General features: G+C 50.8%; 18 protein-coding genes and 1 pseudogene. 9 read left to right on the top strand and 10 right to left on the bottom strand.

Going from position 1 to position 23,548, the window contains the following annotated elements:
• The first annotated feature begins 55 nt into the window (after positions 1–55).
• Together cysG and JKP77_RS12825 are read left to right on the top strand one after the other, a co-directional pair.
• Positions 56–1,453 (top strand): siroheme synthase CysG, encoded by a 1,398-nt coding sequence (gene cysG, locus JKP77_RS12830; protein ID WP_218311633.1) that lies wholly within the window; start codon positions 56–58, stop codon positions 1,451–1,453.
• 110 nt (positions 1,454–1,563) lie between these two features.
• Entirely contained in the window at positions 1,564–2,535 is a 972-nt protein-coding gene (locus tag JKP77_RS12825) for a hypothetical protein (protein WP_246601200.1), read from the top strand.
• A 148-nt stretch (positions 2,536–2,683) separates the two neighbouring features.
• Here JKP77_RS12825 and JKP77_RS12820 read toward each other — a convergent pair whose 3' ends face one another.
• On the bottom strand, positions 2,684–4,081 hold the full coding sequence (locus tag JKP77_RS12820; protein ID WP_218311632.1) for a PhoH family protein: 1,398 nt from the start codon (positions 4,079–4,081) through the stop codon (positions 2,684–2,686).
• A 282-nt stretch (positions 4,082–4,363) separates the two neighbouring features.
• Between JKP77_RS12820 and JKP77_RS12815 the strand changes: the two genes are divergently transcribed.
• The 7 genes from JKP77_RS12815 to JKP77_RS12785 all read left to right on the top strand — a co-directional run bounded on the left by JKP77_RS12815 (position 4,364) and on the right by JKP77_RS12785 (position 14,422).
• Complete coding sequence (locus tag JKP77_RS12815) at positions 4,364–4,762, top strand: hypothetical protein (RefSeq protein ID WP_218311631.1); 399 nt, start codon at positions 4,364–4,366, stop codon at positions 4,760–4,762.
• Between the two features lie 284 nt (positions 4,763–5,046).
• Positions 5,047–7,872 (top strand): RNA polymerase-associated protein RapA, encoded by a 2,826-nt coding sequence (gene rapA / locus JKP77_RS12810; protein WP_218311630.1) that lies wholly within the window; start codon positions 5,047–5,049, stop codon positions 7,870–7,872.
• 28 nt (positions 7,873–7,900) lie between these two features.
• Positions 7,901–8,566: a bifunctional tRNA pseudouridine(32) synthase/23S rRNA pseudouridine(746) synthase RluA gene (gene rluA / locus JKP77_RS12805; protein ID WP_218311629.1), complete on the top strand. Its 666-nt coding sequence runs from the start codon at positions 7,901–7,903 to the stop codon at positions 8,564–8,566.
• 162 nt (positions 8,567–8,728) lie between these two features.
• Positions 8,729–9,610, top strand: a complete 882-nt coding sequence (locus JKP77_RS12800; RefSeq protein WP_218311628.1) for a DUF3530 family protein — start codon at positions 8,729–8,731, stop codon at positions 9,608–9,610.
• A gap of 151 nt (positions 9,611–9,761) precedes the next feature.
• Entirely contained in the window at positions 9,762–10,085 is a 324-nt protein-coding gene (locus JKP77_RS12795; protein WP_218311627.1) for a hypothetical protein, read from the top strand.
• 410 nt (positions 10,086–10,495) lie between these two features.
• Positions 10,496–11,857 (top strand): AmpG family muropeptide MFS transporter, encoded by a 1,362-nt coding sequence (locus JKP77_RS12790; RefSeq protein ID WP_218311626.1) that lies wholly within the window; start codon positions 10,496–10,498, stop codon positions 11,855–11,857.
• A gap of 375 nt (positions 11,858–12,232) precedes the next feature.
• Positions 12,233–14,422: a response regulator gene (locus tag JKP77_RS12785; protein ID WP_218311625.1), complete on the top strand. Its 2,190-nt coding sequence runs from the start codon at positions 12,233–12,235 to the stop codon at positions 14,420–14,422.
• 48 nt (positions 14,423–14,470) lie between these two features.
• On the opposite strand, the gene JKP77_RS12780 is transcribed toward JKP77_RS12785, so the two are convergent.
• The 9 genes and pseudogenes from JKP77_RS12780 to rppH form a co-directional block, all read right to left on the bottom strand.
• Complete coding sequence (locus JKP77_RS12780; RefSeq protein WP_218311624.1) at positions 14,471–15,430, bottom strand: sensor domain-containing diguanylate cyclase; 960 nt, start codon at positions 15,428–15,430, stop codon at positions 14,471–14,473.
• Positions 15,427–16,449 carry a response regulator gene (locus JKP77_RS12775; protein WP_218311623.1) on the bottom strand — a complete coding sequence of 341 codons (1,023 nt, stop codon included), beginning with the start codon at positions 16,447–16,449 and terminating at the stop codon, positions 15,427–15,429. Before JKP77_RS12775 ends, JKP77_RS12780 begins: the two co-directional genes overlap by 4 nt.
• Positions 16,450–16,458: 9 nt before the next feature.
• Positions 16,459–17,292: a thymidylate synthase gene (locus tag JKP77_RS12770; protein ID WP_218311622.1), complete on the bottom strand. Its 834-nt coding sequence runs from the start codon at positions 17,290–17,292 to the stop codon at positions 16,459–16,461.
• A gap of 9 nt (positions 17,293–17,301) precedes the next feature.
• Positions 17,302–18,117 carry a prolipoprotein diacylglyceryl transferase gene (gene lgt, locus JKP77_RS12765; RefSeq protein ID WP_218311621.1) on the bottom strand — a complete coding sequence of 272 codons (816 nt, stop codon included), beginning with the start codon at positions 18,115–18,117 and terminating at the stop codon, positions 17,302–17,304.
• Between the two features lie 3 nt (positions 18,118–18,120).
• Positions 18,121–18,927 (bottom strand): sulfite exporter TauE/SafE family protein, encoded by an 807-nt coding sequence (locus JKP77_RS12760; RefSeq protein WP_218311620.1) that lies wholly within the window; start codon positions 18,925–18,927, stop codon positions 18,121–18,123.
• Positions 18,928–18,992: 65 nt separating this feature from the next.
• Positions 18,993–19,490, bottom strand: coding sequence for a methyl-accepting chemotaxis protein (locus JKP77_RS22760; RefSeq protein ID WP_246601202.1), 498 nt, complete (start codon positions 19,488–19,490; stop codon positions 18,993–18,995).
• Positions 19,491–19,511: 21 nt separating this feature from the next.
• Positions 19,512–20,192 (bottom strand): annotated as a pseudogene (locus JKP77_RS22755) (PAS domain-containing protein); the annotation flags it as partial.
• Between the two features lie 304 nt (positions 20,193–20,496).
• Positions 20,497–22,788: a phosphoenolpyruvate--protein phosphotransferase gene (gene ptsP / locus JKP77_RS12750; protein WP_218311691.1), complete on the bottom strand. Its 2,292-nt coding sequence runs from the start codon at positions 22,786–22,788 to the stop codon at positions 20,497–20,499.
• Positions 22,789–22,824: 36 nt separating this feature from the next.
• Positions 22,825–23,355, bottom strand: a complete 531-nt coding sequence (gene rppH, locus JKP77_RS12745; protein ID WP_218311618.1) for an RNA pyrophosphohydrolase — start codon at positions 23,353–23,355, stop codon at positions 22,825–22,827.
• Between the last annotated feature and the right edge of the window lie 193 nt (positions 23,356–23,548).

The raw sequence follows: 23,548 nt of genomic DNA, 5'->3' as shown, positions 1-23,548 counted from the left end.
ACTTATAAGAATTGGCGCAAAATAGCGCCAATTCTTGTTTTAGCACGTTGATCTCATGGACTACTTTCCACTCTTTCTTGATGCCAAAAACCTTCGTTGCCTGATTGTAGGTGCCGGTGAAGTGGCTGCGCGCAAGCTTGAGTTGATCATGAAAACCCCTGCGACCGTCACGGTGGTGGCACCGTGGGTGTGCGACACGGTAAAGCAGCTGTCGGAAGATCCTAACGTCACGCTTATCGAGCGTAAATTCATCGATACCGATTTGCATCAGCAGGATATGGTATTTGTGGCCACCGATGATAATGCAGTAAATCAACACGTTCACGATCTGGCCAGAGCACAGAAAGTCCTGGTAAACGTGGTAGATAACACACCGCTTTGCCAGTTCATTACTCCTTCGATTGTGGATCGTTCACCTATCATTGTCGCGATGAGCAGCGGCGGTGTTGCTCCCGTTTTGCTTCGCTACCTGCGACAAAAACTGGAAACGGTATTACCGGCTAACCTAAGCCGGCTGGGCGCGTTTTCAGAAAAATTCCGGGAGAAAGTAAAACAGACGCTGTCCGGTGTCACCGCCCGACGTTACTTCTGGGAGGATGTGCTGGATGGCGATATTGCTGAACTGGTGGAAAAAGGTCAGGAAGATAAAGCCGACAATGCCTTTGAAATTGCACTACAGGCTGCGGCGGAGAACAACAAGCCGGAAGGCCAGGTATATCTGGTGGGTGCCGGGCCAGGTGATCCGGATCTGTTAACCTTCCGAGCACTCCGCCTTATGCAAAAAGCAGATGTCGTAGTTTATGACCGCTTAGTGTCACCGCAAATACTCGAGCTGGTTCGCCGCGACGCGGAAAAAGTGTATGTCGGTAAAGCACGCAGCAACCATACCCTTCCGCAAGAGGAAATAAACGCGCTGATGGTTCGCGAAGCGAAGAAAGGGAACCGGGTGGTGCGATTAAAAGGCGGCGACCCCTTTATTTTCGGCCGTGGTGGTGAAGAGATCCAAACACTGATAGACGCCGGTATTGGCTTTCAGGTTGTTCCGGGTATTACTGCAGCCAGTGGCGCAGCAAGTTATGCAGGGATCCCGCTGACACACCGCGATCACGCACAGTCGGTTGTGTTTACCACGGGGCATCTCAAAGACAATACGATCAACCTGAAATGGGATTCGCTGGCGCAACCTGAACAAACGCTGGTTTTTTACATGGGGCTTACCGGCCTGCCGATTATCTGCCAAAAGCTTATTGAGCACGGATTGTCCGAACACACCCCGATCGCACTGGTGCAATCCGCTACCCTTCAGAATCAGCGCGTTGTCACCGGCACGCTTGCTACAATATGTGGAAAGCAGGAAGTGGCTGAGTTACAACCTCCTACCCTGATTATTGTTGGCGGTGTTGTCACCTTGCACCCATCGCTGGACTGGTTCACGACGACCACTACCGAATAGTCCGCGCTTTAGCGGCCTTGCTGGCGCAGGTGTACTCTTCGCCATAGCGCGCCGAGACGGTGCGTACGACAAAAACTTGTACTTTCCCATAGTCTATCCATAATGAGGCTATGCAACGTTGGATTTCTCCCCGCCTGTTGCACCTGGGGCTACTTGCCACGAGTGCGCTGATGCTGTCTTTTACGACAGCGGCCCAGCAACGCCTGTTCAAACGACTTAATACTGACACGCAGTATCAGTTTGAATACGTCTGGCTGGATGAACAGGGAGAGCAGCAGGCCATTCAGTTTGCGCTAGAACGAGAAGCGCTACAGGATATTCCGCTTCAGCAAACCAGCTACCGCCCGGACATTGCTCAGCGCTACGTAGCTGTAGAGATGACCAAAGCTGCCCGGGATATCGACCCGAGGGTTGCGCGCGTTAATGTTCAGCAGCGCGGCGATGAAATTCAGGTAGGTGTGCGCGCTGCCAGTGATGCTATTATTGCGGATGTCCAGGAACAGTTAAGCAGTGCAAAAAACACCGCCTTTAACGACTATCTTGATAAGCATTACTATACAGAATACCTGACACCGCTGAATCAGGAAGCGATCAAGCCTGACCACGTACGCTACATTCGTGAAAGCACCATGGCGCTAATTCCCTTATCGCAGGCGTTTTATGAGCAACTGCAACAGAATTCAGACGCCCGCCATTACATGAACCTGTTGCTCGGCTGGGTGCAGAATATTCCCTACAATACCCTAGAAGATCGCTCTGAAAGTCATGGTTCCGGTTTCTCACCGCCATTTACGCTGTTGTCCCAGAACAAAGGTGACTGTGACAGCAAAGCGGTGCTGACCGCCTCAATTGTGCGCGCCTTTTTGCCTTCTACTCCGATGGTGCTGGTACTGCTGGAAGAACATGCGCTTCTGGGGATCGCTCTGCCGCCACGAGCAGGCGACAAAACCATAAAGCAAAACGGCATAACCTACGTGATGTTTGACCCCACAGGGCCGGCGTTACTGCCCTTTGGTAAGGTGTCACCCGATACCACGATGGCAATCGCCAACCGCCGTTATACACTTGAAACAATTCAGTAACGGTTACCTTTCAGAATAGGTAGTGGAATACCAACCGGTATTAATGTGTGCTCAGCTCAGAGAAAAAAGGAATTGCTATATTAAAAACAAAAAACGCCGCGACTATCGCGGCGCTTTTCACATTGCCTGTACGGTTTCTTAATTGCGGTTATAGCTGCTCTTCGGCAAACTCTGCCAGCCTTGAGCGCACTACGCCGTCCAGATTGATGGTCGCACTGCCAGAAAAGTCCTTAAACTTCTCCACCAGATACGTCAGACCTGAGGTAACGGCACTTAGGTAATTACTGTCAATTTGTGCAAGGTTACCACCAACAATCAGCTTGGTTCCTTCACCACAGCGGGTGATGATCGTTTTCAGCTGAGATGCGGTCAGGTTCTGCGACTCATCGAGGATCACAATGGCATTCTGAATGCTGCGACCGCGCATAAAGTTAACCGATTTATACTGGATATTGGCCTTTTCCATGATATAGCTCATCGAGCCTTTCGTGTTCTCATCATGCTTGTGCAGCACTTCCAGCGAATCGGTAATCGCCGCCAGCCATGGCAGCATTTTTTCCTCTTCGGTGCCTGGCAGGAAACCAATTGACTCGGCAATTTCAGGCGTACTGCGTGTCACGATAATTTTATCGTACATGTTTCGCTCTACCACCATTTCCAGGGCCGCCGCCAGTGCCAGTAAGGTTTTACCGCTGCCCGCAGGCCCGGTGAGGATCACAAGATCAATGTGCGGGTCTAATAACGAATGCAGCGCCAGTGCCTGCCCAATATTCTTTGGCGTAATTCCCCAGGCATGACGACCCATCAGCCTGTCGTAGCCCAAATCCAGCACTTCCAGTGACTCTTCAGTTTTTGCCTCGACAAGGCCGGCGAACTGCTTAGTATCGTCAAGCAGGAATTCATTGACGTAAGCTTCCGGCAACACAGAACGGGGCACGGTGTGAATGGTATCGCGCCCTTCTGTACGACTGTCGACACTTTTTACCTGCTCCCAGAAATTCCCCTCAAAAGTATGATACCCCTTGGAAAGATACTTGATGTCGCTGATCAGCTGATCGGTACGATAGTCTTCAACATGAGCCAGTCCCGCCCCTTTTGCTTTCAGGCGCATATTGATATCTTTGGTTACCAGCACCACTTGCTGGGGGGCGTAGGTCTTTTGCAAATGCAGGGCAACATTAATGATGCGATTATCATTCTCGTTGCTGGTAAAAACCTGCTGTGACTCAGCCATCGTGAGGTCAGTAAAAATAGACAGACATCCTGTTGGTGCGGTTTCTCCCGCCCCCATTCCTTCCATCGATACCCCTGCGAGCATATCTTCCGGTGTCGCCTCATGAAGTAAATCTTCCATCGCGCGAATCGACACGCGCGCATCGCGGGCAACATCTTTTTTACTGTCTTTGATGTAATCAAGCTCTTCAAGCACCGTCATCGGAACGACAACGTCGTGCTCTTTAAAGGATAAAAATGCGTGAGGTTCGTGTAGCAGGATGTTGGTGTCTAAGACGTAGATCTTGGTATCTGTGGATTTTTGTCGTGGCATCCGTCGCTCCAGTGTGTAAAACCAGGCCCGCCTAACTGCTGACGTGCAATCAAGAGTCTCGCTTTGGAGAGGATACCGGTCGAGTCGGACTACCACTCCGTGTCGCGTCGACTTTCAATTCCACCATAATCCAGTTTTCGTCCCTTCGCACTTTTTTTCTTAAAAATTTTTGTATCCCATGATTACTAACACGCATCTGCACTCTGCCATACGAACGACAGTTTACATTTACCTTCATTGCGGCATGATACTCAGACGCGGTTGCCAGAAAGAGAAATTACAATGGATATAGCAGGTTTACTCGTCGCAGGTATCAGCGCACTGGGTACACTTGTGCAGGCTTATTATGTCGCACGACAGGACCAACGCGCGGTAAAGAAAAGTACGCTGAGAAAAGCCGGAGAGCGTGCGGCGTCGCCGTTGAAAACCGGCACCAAAGTGGTCAGTCAAGTGATTGATGACGAGCTACTTACAGCCATGAATGCCACGCTGGCGACACACCATGAGGCGTTAATTCGAGCATTTGAAGATAGTAGCATTACCGAATCGCAACGCGCTATACGGGTCGAAGCAGCACGTACAGCGATATGTCAGACCCTTCAGCAAATCAAACATTTTAATAACCAAAATCTGCCAACCCGACGCCTGGAAAAGCTGTGGGCCTCAAACCGGTGCCATTAATTTGCTGTGCTACACTCAACAAAGCGTATTATCGCGACCGGATGCTTCAGCGTGGCAACCCGTGGTATCTGTGTTTGACGGTGACGTGAGACAACCCGCGGTTTTGCTTTTTTGATGTCATATCGTCTTTTGCGCAAGGCCATAACGGTGGATCCGGCCACGACAATCCGGAGGATGACAGGCCTTACCGGGCGAGTTGCGCCGACAACGCTTTTCACGCAGCGCTTTTCAGTTCACGTCGCAATGCGTACAATACCGCCCCCCGTTTGTCAGGTAGGTGAAATATGAGTACAGAAAAACCATTTTCGGTGGGTCAGCGCTGGTTAAGTAATACTGAGACTGAGTTGGGTCTTGGTGCGGTAATTAGTGTCGATTTCCGATCCGTCGAAATGCTGTTCCCGGCGACCGGAGAAAGCCGTATTTATACCAAGCAGGAAGCCCCACTCACGCGTCTGACATTCGAGCCCGGCGAGACGGTGAAGAGCCAGGATGGCTGGTCTTTGACCGTTTCAGAAGTGGAAGAAAATCAGGGTGTTATCATCTATCACGGTTTGCGTGAAGATACCAAAGCCGATGTGCGACTGTCCGAAACGCTGCTGGATCATCATATTCGTCTGAACCAACCGGAAAAACGGCTTTTCAATAACCAGCTGGATAAACCCAAATGGTTCGATTTGCGCCTTAACTCTCTGCGTCATCAGTATGATTACCTGCAATCAGATACGATTGGTCTGGCGGGAGCCCGCATCGAACTTATTCCGCACCAGTTGCATATTGCCTCAGAAGTGGGCAGTCGTCATGCGCCACGCGTGTTACTGGCAGACGAGGTAGGCTTGGGTAAGACCATTGAAGCTGCCCTTATTATCCACCAGCAAATCAAAACCGGCAAAGTCTCCCGTGTGCTGATAGCCGTACCTGACTCCTTGCTGCACCAATGGCTGGTTGAAATGCTGCGCCGGGTAAATCTGGCCTTTTCTATTTTTGACGAAAGTCGTTGTGAGGCGCTTGACGAGGAAGGCGGCAACCCGTTTGACAATGATCAACTGGTGCTCTGCAGCCTGGATTTACTGAGTCAGCATCCGAAACGCTTACAACAGGCGCTTGCCGCCGACTGGGATATGCTGGTAGTGGACGAGGCTCATCACCTCGCCTGGTCACCTGAAGCGCCTTCTGAAGAATATCAGTGTATTGAGGCGCTGGCTGAGAGCACACCGTCAGTACTGCTGCTAACAGCAACGCCAGACCAGCTGGGCCATGAAAGCCACTTTGCCCGCCTGCGACTGCTTGATCCTGCCCGCTTTCACGACTACAACGCCTTTTTGGAAGAGGAGTCCAGATACAGTCAGTTAGCCGATGCGGTGGCACCGCTGTTATCGGATGCAGAGCCAGACGCGAAGCAACGCAAAGCCTTAGAAGCACTGGCCCCGGATGTCATGCAGCACGCGGGCGATTTAACCGACGCAGACGCACGTGATGCTTTACTGCACCAGCTAATCGATTGCCACGGCACCGGGCGGCTGTTATTCCGTAACCGCCGGGCCAACATTGAAGGCTTTCCGCAGCGCCAGCTTGTGAGTTACCCGCTTCCGATTCCACAGGCATACGAAAGCGTTGTCACCAACACCGACTTAATTGACGCACTCTACCCTGAACGTCAGCCAGCTCTGGTATCCAGCTGGACTCAGATCGACCCGCGTGTCAGCTGGTTACTGGAGTTTCTGCCTTCGGTCAAACCGGAAAAAGTGCTGCTGATCTGTGCCAGTGCTGTCACCGCACAACAGCTCGGCGAAGTGATCCGCCAGCAAACCGGCATTCGTCACAGCGTTTTTCACGAAGGCATGAGCATAGTAGAGCGTGACAAAGCCGCCCACTACTTCTCTGAAGAAGAAGATGGTGCACAAATTCTACTGTGCAGTGAGATAGGCAGTGAAGGCCGTAACTTCCAGTTTGCTCATCATCTGGTACTTTTTGATTTGCCAATGACACCGGATTTGCTGGAGCAGCGGATTGGCCGTCTGGACCGGATAGGTCAGCAACAGGATATTCAAATTCACGTACCGTACCTGGAAGACACCGCACAGCATGTGCTTCTTGACTGGTACCACGAAGGCCTGGGTGCTTTCGAGAACACCTGTCCGACCGGTGCAGGCGTTTACGAACAGGTTCAGACGCAGTTACTTGGCGTGTGCCTGCAACCCGATGACATTATTGCCCGTGAAGAGCTGATTGAAGCCAGCCAGACCATTAATCACCAACTCAAAACCCGCCTTGAAGAAGGTCGCGACCGTCTGCTTGAATTAAATGCCTCTGGAGAAGGCCGCGTCGAAGGGTTACTGGAATCGATCATTGAGCTGGACAGCGCACAGGACCTGTCACGGTTTATGGGCCGGATGTTCGATGCGATCGGCGTTCAGCAGGAAGAACAGGGGAATGACTGTTTCCTATTGCGTCCGACAGAATCGATGGTATCGCAACTGCCTGGGCTGGATCCTGAAGGGATGACAGTGACATACAAGCGGCGCGCGGCAACGACGCTGGAGCACGTGCACTACTTAAGCTGGGACCACCCGCTGGTACACAACGCCATTGATATGATCCTCACTGACGTCAACGGCAAAGCCAGTATGGGCTTCATCAAAGAGCCCGACCTGCCCAAAGGCGCTTACTGGTTGGAAGCTCTGTTTGTGCTTGACGCCAATGCGCCCAAAAGCCTGCAACTTGGCCGCTTCCTGCCGCAAACGCCGGTACGAATTTGTCTGGATGCGCAAGGTCGCGAGGTCGACCTGGAATTTGATATCCATCGCCCTATTGGCCGGAAAATTTCGCAACAGCTCACCAAGGCGCTGCATCAGCCGTTATCGCTGCATCTTGAGACTGCGCGCAAGCTGGCGCATCAGCGCAGCAATCAGGTTCAGCATGATGCCCTAAACGCTATGCACAAAACCCTTGAAAACGATGTTCAGCGTTTACGTGACCTGCAAAAACGTAACCCGGCGGTACGTGACAGTGAAATTGAATTTATCGAACGCCAGCAACAGGCATTGGATAAAGCAATTCAGCAGGCAGATGTGCAGCTTGATGCGCTTCGTATTGTGGTGAATAACCCTTAATCACCCAAACCAGTAAGAGAGCGCAGTCATGGCAAACCCGGATTTTGTGTACCGGCCACCGCAGTCACCGTATCTGGAGATTATCTACCAGGACGACGCCATGGTGGTGCTTAACAAGCCAAGCGGCCTGCTAAGCGTGCCGGGAAAAGCTGAAGAGCACAAAGACTGCCTTATCAGTCGTGTCCAGCGGGTGTTTCCCACCGCGACGGTGGTACACCGGCTCGACATGGCCACGTCCGGCTTGATGGTTATGGCACTAACCAAAGATGCCCATCGTCATATTTCAAGGCAGTTTGAAAAACGCGAGACCCGCAAAACTTACGTTGCACGGGTTTACGGTGACGTTGAAGCACCTGAGGGTGAAATTGATTTACCGCTTATCTGCGACTGGCCGAACCGGCCAAAGCAAATGGTAGACCACGAACGGGGCAAGCCGGCACTCACCCGCTACGAAATTCTTCACTGTGCTGATGGCATTACCACCGTCGCCCTCTATCCGGTCACCGGGCGTTCACATCAGTTACGGGTACATATGCTGTCACTGGGCCACCCTATTCTTGGTGACCGGCTGTACGCCCATGATGATGCATTAGCTCTCGCCCCGCGCTTACAGCTTCACGCGCTGCGTCTGAGCCTCAGCCACCCCGTTACTGACACCCCATTGACATTTGAAAGTGCGTCCCCCTTTGCCTGAGCCTGTATGTTTGGCGTACCGCAGGCACTCCCGGCCATTAATTTATAATCCGTAACCACACCGCCCCAACGTTTGCGTTCGAAGGGCTGCAATTTTGACTACAGTTTTCGGTTCTGCAGGCGATAAAAAGTAAGGTAGCGTTATGGCAGTTCAGAGGCAGCATTGAAGCACTTTCTATTCACACTTTTTGCGCTTGTCATGTTTCTTGATCCGACAAGAAATGCGACGGCAAGCCTGCGCGTAGAAGATGTTGCCAGACAGTTTTTCCCGGAAGACTATGACACGCTGCTGGTTGGGGAAGAATCGGTTCCCATTCTGTACTCAGATTCCACGCTGCCACTTGCCCGCGGGGTTATCGTTATTCTGGTCAATGAAGGCAATCAGGCGCTAAACCTGGCGTCAGCCTGTGAGCTTGCACAACAGTTAAATGATAAAGGCTGGCATACGCTGATAAGCCCCTCGTTGCTGGTAAACGCGCGCCCCTCAGCAGCGCCGGTATCGCCTGATACTGACGAGGAGACCACTAACAACGCAGCCGCGGCGACCACTGCACTTCATCCGATGCAGGACATTTTGACCCCGGCGGTTAACTTTGAGGCGTCAACAACACAGACCACATTGCTTATGGGGGCTATCTCAAACCATATCAGCTCGCACAAAGGCTTCAGGATCGTCGTTGCCAGCGGCATGACCGCAGCGCAGATACTGAGCGCAGCGAATGAAGGTAAGATCGCGCCTCCTGACTCGCTGGTCACGCTGGTTCCATTCTGGCCACAACGGGAAATCAATGAGAATATCCCGCAACACATTGCGCAAAGCGGTTTTCCCATACTGGATATCAGTCTCCCAGAGGTAAACCAGTGGGAAGCACTGACTACTTCCGAGCGTTTGCACGCCGCCCAAACAGCGCTTAAGTTGCAGTATCGCCAGCGCCGACTTGGCTCTATGTCCACACTCACAGCCACCGGGCAGGCCGCCAACACGCCTTTTGTTAACTGGTTAAGCGGTGAGATCTACGGCTGGATCAGTCACTTAGGCTGGTAACCCACCAAATTTTAAGTCAAACTTAATCATCTCTGAAGATTTTTTTTCTAGCAAATTCATTATCCTCCGACTAATTTGTTAGAGTGACAACGCAATCACTAACAGCCCCGACTATAATAAAGTGAAGATAAGGCAAGCAGGCAGTAATCTCGTGAAAGTTGAACCCTTCATCAAACATAAGGCCCAGCAACTCTGCTTCTATCTGCGAGCATTCTGGGAGGGTGAACTCCCGTTCAGCGAATTAGAGTTGTTTTTCTGGGACACGCTGGAAGAGTGGGCACAAGTCGAATACTCACTGGAATATCCCTATACTCAGAGAGAACGCGTATTCTGGCATTTACTTCATCAGACACATTACTGGCCTGAAGAAAAACTAAAATATGACAATTACCTGGTAGAAGAACTGGCAAACTGCACGTTATATCTTGAAGGAAAAGGTATCTGCCCGTTCGACTGTATTGGTATTCGCCCCTGACACCGGTTCCGGTGGCATTATTGCTCCCTTGAAGACAACAGGACTAACAACTAATCCCCTTCTGCTGTATCACGTCTTTTCCGTTTTCAATCTTTCATGTCAGATCAGTCTCCGCACCTGGTGCTAGCAACACAAACTCTTTAACTTGCACCGGCTTTACTGAATCGCCCCGACTTCGGCAAAAACACGACTTTCGCAGCATCGCTCCATTATTCAGGAGCGCTCCCGCATAGCAACACGTTGTCTATTGTGTTCCAGGCGTTAAACAGCAATCCGCCAGGCAATCCTTTTTCGTACTCAGAGCACGTTATCAATACGACTTTGTTGCCTGCGACTCTCCGTTCACGCATTGGTTGCACCCAACGCTGATACGTGATCCAATACAGTAAATTAACCATTGGTTTTCTGTTTTGCTGCACACCTTAAAATCTTTTCGTGACCGGCGTTTGCTCAGCGTTTTTCTGTTTGGTATTTCCAGTGGTTTTCCATGGGTCATGATTGGGTCGGTCATGTCTGCCTGGTTAAAAGACGAAGGCTTGTCTCGCTCCGCCATCGGTCTGTTCGGCGCAATATTTGCGGTGTATTCGATTAACTTTTTATGGTCGCCGCTGCTCGACAGAATTAAACCGCTATGGCTGGGTCAGCGGCGCGGCTGGATAAGTCTCTTACAGCTGGGGATCGCCGTCTGCTGCGTGGTGATGTCGCAGCTTAATGCTCAGCAGGCCCTCTTTAGCATGGCGGTTACCGGGCTGATACTGGCTGTGTTCTCCGCTACGCAGGATATCGCGATTGATGCCTACCGTATTGACGTTATCAACGAGGATGAAAAAGACAAACTGTCAGCAGCATCATCACTGGCAACCGCCGGTTGGTGGACCGGTTACGGCGGGCTTGGGGCCATTCCGTTTTTCATGGCTGACAGCTCCGGCTGGTACTGGCCTGAAATCTATCTGATGCTGGCCGTAATTATGCTTGCGCTTACCGCTGCGACCTTTTTCGCAAAAGAGCCTGACGTAGACCGTGATGCAGCGCACCAGGAAGCAATTAACAGATACAATGCCATGTTGGGTGACCGCAGGCGTACCCCGATAATTAAGCTCACAAGCTGGATCATGGTGACCCTCGTGGAGCCTTTCCGCGACTTTTTCACGCGTAACGGCGTGAAAATTGCGCTGTCTATGCTGCTGTTTATCTTTCTGTTCAAAATTGGCGAAGCGTTTCTGGGCAGAATGAGTATCGTGTTTTATAAAGAAATTGGATTCAGCAACTCAGAGATAGGCAGCTTGTCCAAACTGCTTAACTGGTGGGTGACGATTGTCTTTTCGCTAATCGGCGGCATGGTAAATATTCGTTATGGCATTTACCGCGGACTGATGATAGCTGGCATCGCGATGGCGGCCTCCAACCTGATGTTTGCGTGGATGGCGCAGGCAGGTCCCAGCAAGACATTGTTTGCAGCAACGGTGATAGTCGATGGGTTTACCGCGGCATGGAGTGCCGTTGCCATGGTGGCCTTTATTTCTTTATTGTGTAACCGGGCGTTCAGCGCATCGCAATACGCATTGATGGCGTCGTTGAGCGTGGCTGGCAGAACCTTGCTGGCCTCTGGCAGCGGATTTATCGTCGACGGTCTTGACGGCAACTGGAGCGCGTTCTTTATTCTTACTGCGCTTATGGTGATCCCGAGCCTGCTGTTCTTACGCGCCATCAGGCATCATGTGATCAGGCTTGAAGCGCAGTCAACACCAAAGGTAGCAAAGGCTGAGGGCTAACCGACCTGCCCAAATGACGCTGCTGGAGAACGCACTTCCTCTGCCGTCGTGTACTGAGGAGACAGATCCATAAGGAGCCATCACGCGTGAAGCGTCTGCAGACAGGCGGAACAATTCTGCCTCAGCTCCTCATCAAAAGATGATGTTGTAAGCGCGCTTCCTGCTTGATAGCAACGCAGTAAGTAAAGTATTGGCAAACGTCGCCAAATACCTCTATCTTCTAAGGACGACGAGCAACTTTCAGGAAAACCTCCACAGACAGGCAATCTTAACAACGGCTATCAAACAATCAGTGACAGCCCTTGGGGTTGTTCAGTTTGGTCTCCCCTTTACTATCACAGCCGCTGTGTGAGGTGGTATCAGGACCGATACAATATGGATTCCAGCGACAGGCTTCGCAAAAAAATTACCCGGACTTACGCTATCGCATTAACCGTGATTGCATTGTTAATGACGGTGTTTTTCGCCTACTCTCAATTCCACTCAGCATCTAATGCCGTGCTTCCCGGCGTGATAAACAAAGCCGGTATGCAGCGCATGCTGTCGCAGCGAATTGCGTTGTTAACGTTTATGTTGGTTAACGAGTCTTCGCCTGACAAGCAAAACGTTCTTAAAAAGGAGTTAAAGCAACGTGTCGACCTGTTTTTGGAGAACCATGCGATTCTGTCTGGCGCGGCACTGTTTCACGGAGAAGCGTTATCGCTGACTCCCGAGTTGCAGCAGCATTACTTCGATGGCCTGACCTCACTGGATGTCGTAGTAAAACGCTATGCCGCCCGCGCCATGCGGATATCTGAAACACCTTCAGTTGAACTTTCGGACACGCAACTGCCTACCGCAGAGGCGACCCTGCGCTTACTGGACCGCCTGGACAGAGCCGTTTTTCTTTACGAGTCCATGCTGAGTGAGCGCCTAGAGCAGGAGCGATGGGCCGAAGCACTGGTATGGATAACATTGTTGTTAGCAATGTTAGGCGCGGTGTTTTTTCTCTTTCGCCCTCTGGAGCGGATTGTGCTTGCACAGTTTGCGGCCAAGGAAGACGCACAGAAGGCCGCAGAGCAAGAGCGCGCCAATGCAAATATGGCGCACCAGATAAAAGCAGACTTTCTGTCCAAAGTGAGTCACGAATTCCGTACTCCTATCAGCGCCATGATTGGTGCTCTGGAACTTATACCCAATATGCGCTCGAAGCAGAGTGAGCTGATACAGCAAGCCGAACAGGCGTGTTACCGCCTGTTAACCATGACCAATAATCTTGTGGACATCATCGGCGTTACCAATCAGGTACCCCTATCTGAAAAAATTCAGTTCGACCTGATTAAGCTTATGGAGGAGTGTATCGCGCCCGTCTCTGCACAATGCCGGGCGAAACAACTTGAATTCAGTATGCGTTGTCGCACCCCACTCCCTCATTACGTCAAGGGGCATCCTGTGGAGATCAGCAAGGCCCTGAAGAATGTGCTTGATAACGCAGTGAAATTTACCGAGAAAGGCTTTATTGGTGTTTCACTTGAGATTAAGGTGCTTCAGGGAGAGTTCCTGCTAACAATCTCGGTGACCGATAGTGGCATCGGTATTGATGAGGCGTATCAGGAGAAGATTTTCGAGCGCTTTTACCAGTGCGACGCGCCGTCAAACCGGCAATATCCGGGTGCAGGCATCGGGCTGACCGTTGCACTCCAGCAATTACAGAATATTGGTGGCAACATTACCCTGTCGAGTCAGATAGAGTTAGGCAGTGAATTTACCATTACCGTTCCTCTGAAGCCTGTCAAAGAAAAGCCGATACAGGCAGTCGCTAAAACCAATGCTACCTTCGCGATTATTGATGATCTTGAAATCAGCAGGCAATATCTGAGTAACCTGATACAAAGTGAGGGGTATAAAGCAGAATGTTTTAAATCTGGTTCCGAGCTTCTTGCTCAGCATGAACGCGTGCTGAGTTACACCGCAATTATCGCTGACTTCTATATGCCGGGGATCAGCGGGGTCGAGTTGGCCAGAACCGTCTCTGCAATATTTGGCGAGAAGACGCCGCCACTCATCATGATGTCAGCAACACCGGAAATCGCCAATATTATCGCCAATAGCCATATTTCAGCTTGGCAGGTTTTCCTTAAGCCTGTCGACCGCGCACGGTTTACTGATACGTTAAGGCAACTGGCGTCACCCCGTTACCAGCGCAACAGTCTGCCCAGCGGGAAACGCATTCTGGTAGTAGAAGATGAGCCTATTAATGCAGAAATTATGAATAACATGCTGAGTAATCTCGGCTATCACACCATGCTCGCACTAACTGGTGACGAGGCATTGGTGATGCTCAAAAATAACACGTTTGACCTGATATTACTGGACATAAACTTGCCCGATATGAATGGTCTGGATGTCGCCAGAGTGGCGCGCGAGTCCGGACTGGAAATCCCCATAGTGGCCGCCACTGCTAACGCTTACGAGTCCGACAAAAAAGCCTCACGGGAGGCTGGCGTACGTTATCATCTGGTGAAGCCGGTTTCGTATCAGGAGCTTAAGAATACACTGAGGCTGGCCTTATCACTGCAGCTATAAGGTGAGGTGCTGTCAGGTAATGTTATCGGTAGCGCTGACAGCGCCTGACTAATGTTGACGACGGATCCGATACTGGTTCCGGCCATTTTGCTTAGCGTCGTACAGCGCCTGATCGGCCAGCTCCAGCCATGCCATCGACGACGTGCACTCACTGCTGTACTCAGCCAGTCCCAGACTGACCGTGAAACTGATTTGCTGTCCTTCATGTTCCACTAGCGTTTCTTCGGCCTGCTTACGAATGCGTTCAGCGACCTTCTTTGCGCCCTCTTCCTGGGTATCAGTAAGGATGATGGCAAACTCCTCACCGCCGTATCGTCCTGCCAGATCGGTTTCGCGCACACAACGCTTGATCACGCTCGCCAGCGCCTGAATGACCTTATCGCCAGCCTGATGGCCGTAGGTATCGTTCACTCGTTTGAAATGATCGATATCCAGCATCATAGCGGTGATCGGCTTACTCCGGCGCTTGGCCAGTTTGAAGGTGTAGTCGAAGCGTTCCTGCCAGTAACGACGGTTATACAACCCGGTCAGGCCATCAACCCGACTCATTACTTTCAGTTCGTCGTTCAGGCGCTCAACCCGGCGTTTTCCTAACGCCTGATCGGTAACATCGTAAACCAGCATACACATTCGCTCGACTTCGCCGGTGGTAGACGTGAGCGGAAACATCGTGACGTTCTGGTACATGTAGTCAGAGTCGGAGGTAATTGGCCGGTTGCTGCCGAACCGAAACAGGTGTGCGCGCTGCTCCCATATCACAAACACCGGCGTTTTCAGTGAAAAAACCGGGTCAGCTTTGGCACGCAGCCACTGTTCGTCAATTTCCGGAAAATGACCAAATAAGGAGGTTTCACAAATACGGCTGGGCAATATACCGGAATGGTTTTCCATAAACTGATTCCAGACTTCCACTCTGAAATCTTTATCGAGCACCACGATCCCCACTTCGATAGAACTGAGCAGCTCATGTTGCCAGTGCATTCTGGCAATTTCCGAAGGCACGGTCATACGCCCTCCTCCTCTTCAACCAACCGGGAATAAATTCTTTCCATAGCTTCATCCGGGAATAACAACAACAGGTCAAAGCGAATATCACGGCTTTTTATAGCGTACCCGATTTCTACCGCCATAATTTTGTTCCAGCGCGAGACGCTGCCGTTTAGCAGGGCATCCAGGCCCTGATGGCGCCCAAGCAGAATAGGGTGTGAGTGGCTGAAGTGCACGTTGAGCTGGTCTGAGAGTGCATTTAAACACGCGCCAATCAGGATATTTGACACATCCATTAGTGCCTCAAGCTCCAGCTGCTGTGAAGCGTGAGAGGAATCATAACGCAGCAACTCGACGATATTGGCAGCGTTGGTATCATTAAAAATTACCAGCGCTTCGCCTTTTATGCCGGCGTTCATAAACCCTTTAGAAACGGCAGAAACACTCTCATTATGGTTAATTTCCGCAATGGCCATGTGCAGCTCGTTGGTTTCAATGAGATTTACATTGGGAATAGGCAGATCGATGAACTCGCCCATTAACTTCGCCAGGTTTTCACCGGCTCTTCCCATTGCCACATTGACCAGCTCGCGGTATGCATCCAGCTTGTCTTCCGTACTCGCTGATTGTTGAGATACCACCGGCTCGGCGCGCTTTTCGGCCTTGCTGTCGCCGCTGTAAATACCATATTGATTCAGCAGTAAAGTCAGCTTGTCGTTATCAATCGGCTTGCGGATGAAGTCGAGTGCCCCCATGCCTACCATTCTATCGCGCGCTTCGGGCTGCACGTCTCCGGAAACCACAATGACGAGACAGGGCAAATCCTGCTCGCGGATTATTTTCATGGTCTCGTAGCCATCCATTACCGGCATATTGAGATCCAGAAACATTATGTCGCCTTTTCCTTCCCGGATCAGGCGCAGCGCTTCTTCCCCATTCCCCGCAAAGGAAACGTCTACATCCCAGCCATCAGGAATTGACCGCGACATTTGTTTGCGCGCGAAGCTGGAATCATCGCAGATAAGTACAGGTGTTGTCATCGTCTGCCCCTAAATCGCTACAGGCGCTTTGATATGGGGGTGTGATTGATAGCCTTCCAGCGTAAAGTCGCCGAATGAAAAACCGAAGATATCTTTCACCTCCGGGTTCATTTTCATAACCGGACGCGGGTAAGGTTCGCGGGAAAGTTGTGTTTCGACCTGCTCCAGGTGATTAGAGTACAGGTGCGCATCGCCAAGCGTATGAATAAACTCACCGGGCTCAAGATCACAAACCTGTGCCACCATCATGGTAAGCAACGCATAACTGGCAATGTTGAACGGGATCCCTAAGAAAATATCACCACTTCGCTGATATAGCTGACAACTCAGTTTGCCGTTAAGTACATAGAACTGGAACATGGTATGACACGGTGGTAATGCTTGTTTCCCCATCGCGGCGTTTTCTTTGGGCGAATAACGGGTGTCGGGAAGCACTGATGGATTCCACGCGCTTACTATCAGCCGACGCGAGTCAGGGTTGGTTCTAATTTGTTCAATGACATCGCTAATCTGATCCACCGTGGTGCCGTCGCCGGCATCCCATGAGCGCCACTGATGCCCGTATACCGGACCCAGTTCACCTTCATCGGTAGCCCATTCATCCCAAATAGACACGCCGTTCTCTTTAAGATAAGAGATATTCGTTTCGCCTTTCAGAAACCACAGCAACTCGTGAATGATTGACTTCAGGTGGCATTTTTTGGTGGTCACGAGGGGAAACCCCTGTGCCAAATCAAAGCGCATCTGATAGCCAAAGACACTCAGCGTTCCGGTGCCGGTGCGGTCTTCCTTTTTCACGCCGTTATCTCTGACGTGTCGCATTAGTTGCAAATATTCTTTCATGGCGTTTGTCTATTTCGTTGTTGTTTTTGTGACAGGTTTTGCGCCCTGACGATAGGCCCGGAATAGTAACCATCCCCCCAGAGCTATCATCGGCAAACATAAAAGTTGTCCCTGGCTCAGGCCCATCTGGTATAAACCGATGTGCGCGTCAGGTTCGCGGAAATATTCTACAATGAAGCGGAAGATTCCGTAACCTAATAAAAACAGCCCACTGACAGCACCTACCGGACGCGGTCTTGCAGAATACAGCCACAAGATAATAAATAACAGGACGCCTTCAAGGGCGAACTCATACAACTGTGACGGGTGGCGCGGCTCGCCGCCTGCGCCCGGAAAAATAATAGCCCAGGGCACGTCGGTGGTTCGTCCCCATAACTCTGCATTTAAAAAATTACCAATGCGGCCTGCGCCTAAACCAATCGGAACCAACGGCGCTACAAAGTCGCCGACTTCCAGAAAGGTCGCCTTCATTCGCTTTGATTGCCAGTAGAGCGCGGCAAGCACTCCTAACAAACCGCCATGAAACGACATACCGCCGCTCCATATTTTCAGTAAATACAGCGGATTATCCAGAAACATGCCGAACTGATAAAACAGTACGTACCCCAACCGGCCACCGATAATGACCCCGACAAATCCCCAAAACAGCAAGTCACTGAGCTGTTCTTTGGACCAGTTGGTATTTTCCAGCCGTTTGTGGGCCAGCAGGTAAGCCGCAATAAAGCCGACAAGATACATCACACCGTACCAGCGCACACTCAGCGGACCGATACTAAAAATAATCGGATCAATATTGGGAAAAACCAGATAACTGCTGTCTGTCATGAATTACTCTATTCCTGAAATCATACGGATACTGACGATGACCAGTAAAATCGCCAATATCATCTTTAAAATCCGCGTGTTCGTCTTCTGACCAAGCTTCGCGCCAAGGTTCGCGGTAAACATAGAAGTTGCTACAATACCAAAAGTGGCGGGCAGGTAAACATATCCTATCGACCAATCAGGCAATCCGGCGCGGTTCCACCCGGCGATCACAAAGCTTGCTGTGCCGAAAATAGCGATAAAAAGCCCACTGATAGCGGCACAACCAATAGCATGACGCATATTAACCTGAAACCAAATCAGCATGGGAACCAGCAGCGCACCGCCGCCAATCCCCATCAGCGCACTGATTACACCGGTTATTGAGCCAGCTGCGACTAAAATAGGTCGGGTGTAGGCGAACCGGGACGCTTCACGCTTTCCAAACAGCATTTGCGCAGCAATGAGTATGACCAGCGTGGCAAAAATATTTTTTAGCAGATGGCCTGATATGTGGCTGGCAATCTGAGCGCCAACAATCGCACCTGCTGTAATTCCCAGCCCGGTGACAACCACCAGCTCCTTTTTCAGGTTCCCGAGTTTATAATGCGCGCGGGCAGACGACGCCCCGGTAAATATGATGGTAGATAACGACGTTGCTACTGCAATAGGCATGACGGTATCGGCTGACAAGGGTAAGAGATGGACCATCAGATAAGATAACGCTGGGACAATGATCAGCCCACCACCAATCCCCAGCATGCCGGCAAGTAAACCGACAACTGTCCCGATAGCCATACAGCTCAGGAAGATGATGATTGTGGGATCCATTAGCGCGTCCTTATTATTTGCCGCGTAGCGTACCACAAAGCAACGCGCAAATAATCGACTTTTCGCTATCGGATAAGCTGCTTCACTGCACTCACCAATGACAGGATCCCGGACTTTACCTGCTCGACATTGGATGAGACTGACATCACAGCCTGCTGCCCTTCTGTGGCACTCTTATCGATGTCTTCCATTTGTGAATGAATGTCGTTAATGAGCTCGGCGTTGGCACTCACCACCTTCTCGATATCCTGTGTGGCATCGCTGGCCCGTCCTGCCAGTGTGCGCACCTCGTCGGCGACAACCGCAAAACCGCGCCCAGCCTCACCCGCACGGGCGGCTTCGATAGCAGCGTTAAGTGCAAGTAAATTCGTTTGCTCTGAAATGCTTCGAATGGTACTGACAATATCGCGGATATCGGTTGCCTGTCCGGCGAGTTGTTGACTGCTGTTATTTGCCTGCGTCACCTGCCTGCGAATGGCTGCCGAAATCTGCTCGGCTATCGTGAGTGACGCTATTGCTTCATCTGTGTAACGGGAAGTTATATCTGACGTTTCTGAAGCCATTTCAATCGCATTCTGCGCCGCTCTCACTCTTTCAGTGATATCAGCAGCAAACTTAATGACTCTGTCGATTTTACCCTCGGGGTTATACACCGGGTTGTAGCTCGCTTCCAGCCAGATTTCCTGCTGCTGTCCATCGATTCTGCGATAGCGACCTGACTGGAATTTTCCACTGGCCAATAATGTCCAGAAATCCGGATTTTCGCGGTAAAATTCGTCATCGCAGAACATTCTGTGATGTTTCCCTTTGATGCCATCCAGGGTCACTTTCATGGTTCTCAAAAAGTTCGCATTGGCGTCAAGAATGTGTCCATCGGTGGTAAAGGTGATCACCGCCATTGACCTGTCCAGCGAACTAAGCAGCGCTTCATTACTTCTTGCTTTGGCGTATTCCTGGGTGATATCTGAAGCGAGTTTTATCACTCTCAACACATTGCCGCTATTATCTTTTACCGGAAAATAGGTGGCCTCAAGCCAGATCGTATCACCTGCTTTATTGCGGCGCTCGAACTGCCCTTTGAACGACTTTCCCTGTTTAAGATCATCCCAGAAATGGGCATAGTCTTTCGACGCCACCAGTGAAGGATTGCAAAACATCTTGTGGTGTTTGCCAATGACTTCATTTCGTTCGTAGCCCGTAACTTGCAGGAACATGTCATTGACATCAAGGATGATGCCATTAACATCAAACGCAATCATTCCCATGTGAGCGACAATAGCGAGGAAATTATCTGTTCTTTCGATTGTCAGAGGGTCCGGTTGCACTGCGTGCTTTGTTTTTTTGCGAAAAAGCGGCATTTCTCATTCCTTAAAAAAAGCGGCTCTTTAAAGCTAGTGGATATTTGCGAAAGACTCAAAAAAGTCATACAAATAAAAATATCTTTATACATGCTCTGGCAACATGTAAGCGGAAAATCCAGTGGACGTCGTAACTCGTTCAGGCCGTATTTTTCAGATACTCACGTAGCGTGCGCCTTTGCAGGTTTAGCTGCCGCACCTACGAAATACTCTATGCTCCGGCGCGCACTAAGCCACCCAGCCCTTTTTCCTCAAGATACTGATTGATATGCGTAAACACCTGTTCCTGTGAATCTGACGTTAACGCACAGGAAAGCAGGCTTTTGCATTCAGGCAGGCTGACATTGCGAATTAGCCAGTTTATTTTGCGAAGGTTAAATGCATTCATACTGAGTTTACGATACCCCATCCCCAGTAACAGGATTGCACCACCAGGCTCGCCGGCAATTTCACCACACACTGTCACCGGCACCTGATTTTGATTGGATTGCCTGACAATATCGTACAAAGCGCTTAGCACAGCGGGATGGTAGGCATTATACAGGCTGGCAACGCGGGTATTGTTTCGATCAACGGCCAGAAGATACTGGGTCAAATCGTTACTGCCTACTGAAAAGAAATCAACGTGGCGCGCCAGCTGTGGTAGCTGATACAGCACCGAAGGGACTTCCAGCATTATACCCAGTTTAGGCCGTACCAGTGTTTCCTGCGTAAGCTGAACCTCGTCACTGATCTCATAGAATGCCTGGTCGATAAGCCGGCGTGCTTCCAGCACTTCGCCTACGGAAGAAATCATGGGCAGCATGATCTGCAAATTCTTCATGCCGATGCTGGCGCGTAACATCGCCCGTATCTGCACCAGAAAAATTTCCGGATGGTCCAGTGTAAGACGGATCCCGCGCCATCCTAAAAACGGGTTCTCCTCGTTAATCGGAAAGTACGGTAGTGGCTTATCGCCGCCAACATCCAGGGTACGCATTGTGATAGGCAAATCCGGTGATGACTCAAGTACCTGTCGGTAAAGCTGCACCTGCTCTTTCTCTGAAGGGAAGCGCTCGCGCAGCATAAAAGGAATTTCTGTACGGTACAGTCCGATGCCATCGCCACCGGCACCAGCATGCAGCTCAACCTCGGCCGAAAGTCCGGCGTTGATATACAGCGCTACGCGGCAGCCATCTGAGGTTTCACAGGCCTTGTCGCTATCGGCGTTGATGCGCTCGGATATCGCTTTTTCTTCTTCAATAAGCTGAATAAACTCATTGCGGATATTGCGCTCTGGCGCAACAATCACTTCACCCGAATAGCCATCCAGTAAAATTTCTTTCTCTTCGAGTAGCGCCGGCGACACATTCTGACACCCCATAACCGCCGGTACACCCATAGCACGGGCCAGAATTGCCGCATGGGAGTTGTTTGAGCCGCGAATGGACAAAATACCTTTGAGCTTATCGCGCGGAAATTCAGCTAGCATGGTAGCGGTCACTTCTTGCGCCACCAGGATACTGTCGCAGGTCGCCTGTCGCTCGATAATGGTGTGACCGCGCGACTCAATAAGAATGTTGGTCAGGATCCGGTTTGATAAATCAATGATATCAATAGCCCGCTCCTGCATATACGGGTCTTCCATCGCTTCAAAGCGAGCAGCATAGGCCTCTACTACCATCTTCAGAGAAGACGCCGCATCCCACCCCTCTTTGATTTTCGCCTCGACTTCACGACCAAGGCTGTTTGCATCCAGCAAGTGATGATAAAGCTGAAATATTGACTTCACATCATCAGGTATATTTTTATCCAGCCTGTCTGAAAGATTGTCGACATGCTCGCGGGTAATTTCCACACCCTTGCGGTATATCTGAATTTCTTTTTCTGCATTGTTCGAATGGCGTACTACCCAGTCCCGCAGATCGATTTTTCGCTCCGGCGCAAACCCGAGGCCAATCGCCAGACCCGGCGAGCCAGCAATACCGCGAACATTTTTTTGTTTCGGTAGATGATCCAGCGACGTGCTGTTGGTCAGTGCACCGCGAATTTCAGCATTGGTGATTTCCAGCGCAATCTGCGCCGCCAGCGTGACCAGAAAGGCTTCTTCGTCTTCGCTGAATCGACGCATATCCTGCTGCTGCATGGTGATTACCCCCAGCACTTTTCGCTGATGGATAATCGGGGTGCCTAAAAAGGCGTTGTAGTTTTCTTCTTTAACTTCGGGGTAGTGCTTGAAGCGGGGATGCTGGTGCGCATTTTCGATATTCAGAGGTTCTTCGCGCTGACCTACAAGGCCAATCAACCCTTCGGAAAATCCGATACGCACCTGTTCGACGGCATCAGGATGCAAGCCGTCAGTGGCTTTAAGGATAAACTCCTGGTTTTCGTAATCCGCCAGGTAGATTGAGCAGGAGTTCACCTGCATGGTTTGTTTAACGCGGGTAGCCAGACGGAACAACGCTTTTTCCAGCTGCGGGATTTGGTTAATCTCCTGCACGATGCTTTTCAGCGTCGTCAGCATATTCCCTTTACCGGCGTCTTGTCCCACCTTAACCTCCTAGCCGCGCCTGCGCTTACGCTGACGTTTCGAAGTCTGATTGTGATGACGCTGATGCACAGGCATTGCGGTTCCCGCAAACTCCTTCATCACACGTCGGTAGACGTCGCGCTTAAACGAAACCACATTACGAATGGGATACCAGTAACTAACCCATCGCCAGTCATCAAACTCCGGGTGGCCGGTTTTCAGTACATCGACATCTTTTTCATTGCAGTCCAGTTGCAGTAAAAACCACTTTTGTTTTTGTCCGATACATACCGGGTTACTTCCCTGCCGAATCAACCGTTTCGGCAATTTATAGCGTAACCAGTTGCGCGTTACGCCAAGTATGGTCACGTCTTTTGGCGTTAACCCTACTTCCTCATGAAGCTCCCGATACATCGCTTGTTCTGCAGTTTCCCCTTCATCAATTCCGCCTTGAGGAAACTGCCATGAATGTTGACCATAACGCCTTGCCCAAAATACCTGACCCATTTTGTTGCAAATCACTATGCCCACATTCGCACGGAATCCGTCGGCATCTATCACGTAGACTCCCGGGCACGATAAACTTTTCTATTCTGGCATTTGACCATAAACTGCTGAGCATTCAAAGCATTAATAATTTGCCTGTAACGCGGGGGCTGTTCAGAAGCAGGATTATGGTGTTTACAATGAACACCGGATCACGCTGAAGAACACGCCAAGTATACCGTCCTCTGACAGGCAAAGCAGCCGGTTG

The organism is Alteromonas antoniana (assembly GCF_019249295.1).
Taxonomy (GTDB): domain Bacteria; phylum Pseudomonadota; class Gammaproteobacteria; order Enterobacterales; family Alteromonadaceae; genus Alteromonas; species Alteromonas antoniana.
Note: the sequence above shows the minus strand (reverse complement) of the source record. Positions and strands in the feature narration are given on the sequence as shown.

Bases quoted from the DNA above. Each gene is read 5' to 3' on its own strand.
- cysG (WP_218311633.1), top strand. From the start codon at position 56: ATGGACTACTTTCCACTCTTTCTTGATGCCAAAAACCTTCGTTGCCTG.
- JKP77_RS12825 (WP_246601200.1), top strand. From the start codon at position 1,564: ATGCAACGTTGGATTTCTCCCCGCCTGTTGCACCTGGGGCTACTTGCC.
- JKP77_RS12820 (WP_218311632.1), bottom strand. From the start codon at position 4,081: ATGCCACGACAAAAATCCACAGATACCAAGATCTACGTCTTAGACACC.
- JKP77_RS12815 (WP_218311631.1), top strand. From the start codon at position 4,364: ATGGATATAGCAGGTTTACTCGTCGCAGGTATCAGCGCACTGGGTACA.
- rapA (WP_218311630.1), top strand. From the start codon at position 5,047: ATGAGTACAGAAAAACCATTTTCGGTGGGTCAGCGCTGGTTAAGTAAT.
- rluA (WP_218311629.1), top strand. From the start codon at position 7,901: ATGGCAAACCCGGATTTTGTGTACCGGCCACCGCAGTCACCGTATCTG.
- JKP77_RS12785 (WP_218311625.1), top strand. From the start codon at position 12,233: ATGGATTCCAGCGACAGGCTTCGCAAAAAAATTACCCGGACTTACGCT.
- JKP77_RS12780 (WP_218311624.1), bottom strand. From the start codon at position 15,430: ATGACCGTGCCTTCGGAAATTGCCAGAATGCACTGGCAACATGAGCTG.
- JKP77_RS12775 (WP_218311623.1), bottom strand. From the start codon at position 16,449: ATGACAACACCTGTACTTATCTGCGATGATTCCAGCTTCGCGCGCAAA.
- JKP77_RS12770 (WP_218311622.1), bottom strand. From the start codon at position 17,292: ATGAAAGAATATTTGCAACTAATGCGACACGTCAGAGATAACGGCGTG.
- lgt (WP_218311621.1), bottom strand. From the start codon at position 18,117: ATGACAGACAGCAGTTATCTGGTTTTTCCCAATATTGATCCGATTATT.
- JKP77_RS12760 (WP_218311620.1), bottom strand. From the start codon at position 18,927: ATGGATCCCACAATCATCATCTTCCTGAGCTGTATGGCTATCGGGACA.
- JKP77_RS22760 (WP_246601202.1), bottom strand. From the start codon at position 19,490: ATGGCTTCAGAAACGTCAGATATAACTTCCCGTTACACAGATGAAGCA.
- ptsP (WP_218311691.1), bottom strand. From the start codon at position 22,788: ATGCTGACGACGCTGAAAAGCATCGTGCAGGAGATTAACCAAATCCCG.